The sequence below is a fragment of the Streptomyces sp. NPDC021562 genome (assembly GCF_040640875.1).
In the GTDB taxonomy this organism is placed as follows: domain Bacteria; phylum Actinomycetota; class Actinomycetes; order Streptomycetales; family Streptomycetaceae; genus Streptomyces.
Map to the genome: position 1 here is coordinate 1 of NZ_JBFACN010000076.1, position 1,868 is coordinate 1,868.

Annotated in this window: 1 protein-coding gene and 1 pseudogene; one reads left to right on the forward strand and one right to left on the reverse strand. The window is 49.8% G+C overall.

Features of this window, described 5'->3' with window-relative positions; genetic code table 11:
* Window positions 1-224 precede the first annotated feature (224 nt).
* Window positions 225-1,335: pseudogene (locus AB0G52_RS40880) on the reverse strand (IS3 family transposase).
* A gap of 199 nt (window positions 1,336-1,534) precedes the next feature.
* Here AB0G52_RS40880 and AB0G52_RS40885 point away from each other — a divergent pair.
* A complete protein-coding gene (locus AB0G52_RS40885) occupies window positions 1,535-1,768 on the forward strand; it encodes a hypothetical protein (protein ID WP_361344338.1) in 234 nt (77 codons plus the stop codon).
* The last annotated feature ends 100 nt before the right edge of the window (window positions 1,769-1,868 follow it).

Genomic DNA, 1,868 nt, shown 5'->3' on the forward strand with positions numbered 1-1,868 from the left:
TTTTTTCGTTTCCAGGGCAAGAGATTACGACGCAACAGAAAGGATCTCAAGAGGATCCTGTTCCATATGCCTACCCCTGAAGTGAAACCAGCACCACTCCGCGACACCAACCATCAAAATAAAACTATTTAACCCATTGTTTCTGATAAGAAAAAAACATATATAATCATGATCCACAATCATCCAACGCGGTTGACCTGCCCCCCCAGGATTAGATACAACCTTCAGTTAGTAATGTCGGTTCGTTTTTCTTCATATTTCCCGTTTCGCCAGCCCGCCGCAAATTCAGCCGGAGTCTGGTAGTTCAGCGATGAATGTGGACGACACTCGCTCTAATCCTGCCGCCAGTCATTAATCGTTTTCCTGGCGTGAACGATATCGCTGAACCAGTGCTCATTGAGGCACTCATCCCTGAATCGTCCGTTAAAACTTTCAATAAATCCGTTCTGTGTTGGCCTGCCCGGCTGGATAAGCCGTAGCTCCACCCCATGCTCATAAGCCCACTGGTCGAGTGCTCTGCAGGTAAACTCCGGCCCCTGGTCAGTTCTTATCGTCGCCGGATAGCCGCGAAACAGTGCAATGCTGTCCAGAATTCGCGTGACCTGAACGCCTGAAATCCCGAAGACGGCGGTAATTGTCAGACACTCCTTCGTGAAGTCGTCCACGCAGGTCAGGCACTTGATCCTGCGACCGGTGGCCAGCGCGTCCATGACAAAATCCATCGGCCAGGTCAGGTTGGGCGCCTCCGGGCGGAGCAGCGGCAGACGTTCTGTTGCCAGACCTTTACGACGTCGTCTGCGTTTTACACCCAGCCCGTTAAGGTGGTAAAGACGGTACACGCGCTTGTGATTAACATGAAGGCCTTCACGGCGCAGTAACTGCCAGATGCGTCGGTAGCCAAAACGCCTGCGCTCCAGTGCCAGCTCAGTGATAAATGCGCATCAGCCGCCGAACGCTGAGCCTCATAGCGGCAGGTCGACAGGGGCAAACCTGTAAGCCTGCAGGCACTACGTTGCGACAGACCGGTCGCATCACACATAAACTCAACGGCTTCCTGCTTCTGGTCTGTCGTCAGTACTTTCGCCCCAGAGCCACCTGAAGCGCCTGCTTATCCAGCATGGCTTCGGCAAGCAGTTTCTTGAGTCTGGCGTTCTCTTCCTCAAGCGACTTAAGGCGCTTAACCTCGGGCACCTCCATACCGCCATACTTCTTACGCCAGGTGTAAAAGATGGCGTCGGAAATGGCGTGCTTACGGCAGAGCTCACGGGCAGAAACCCCGGCTTCGGCCTCGCGGAGAATACTGATGATCTGTTCGTCGGAAAAACGCTTCTTCATGAGGATGTCCTCATGTGGCTTATGAAGACATTACTAACATCGCGGTGTATTAATCAACGGGGAGCAGGTCAGCTCCGCTCCCCGTGATTTGTTATATACCCACCACGGGGGCATTAGTTTTTTTATTTTTTTTGATGATATGTACAAAATCAGTGGTTAGGAATAATCTTAACAGCCTTAACAAAAACACACAAAAACAGTGGCTATGCTTTATCTCACTACACTAAGTAACGACAGTATCATGCTAAAAAAAGATGATATTATCTTTATGAAATCATGTGGTAATGCAAAAACAATAATATTTTTACGTGGCGTGGATGAGAAGCTCATGATTAACGCGAGCTTTGAAGAGATAAAGTTTGCTATCAATAATAATCTTCAGGAGCTTCCGGGGGTACAAGCAGTAGCCGCGACACTGAAAATAGCAACCTGATTTCGAGTAAGGGCACTCAAAATCAAGAGATCAATTTACTATAACATCCCGATCACGAATCCCGCGGCTGGAACCGGCGTTCGGCACCGCTGAACGATTC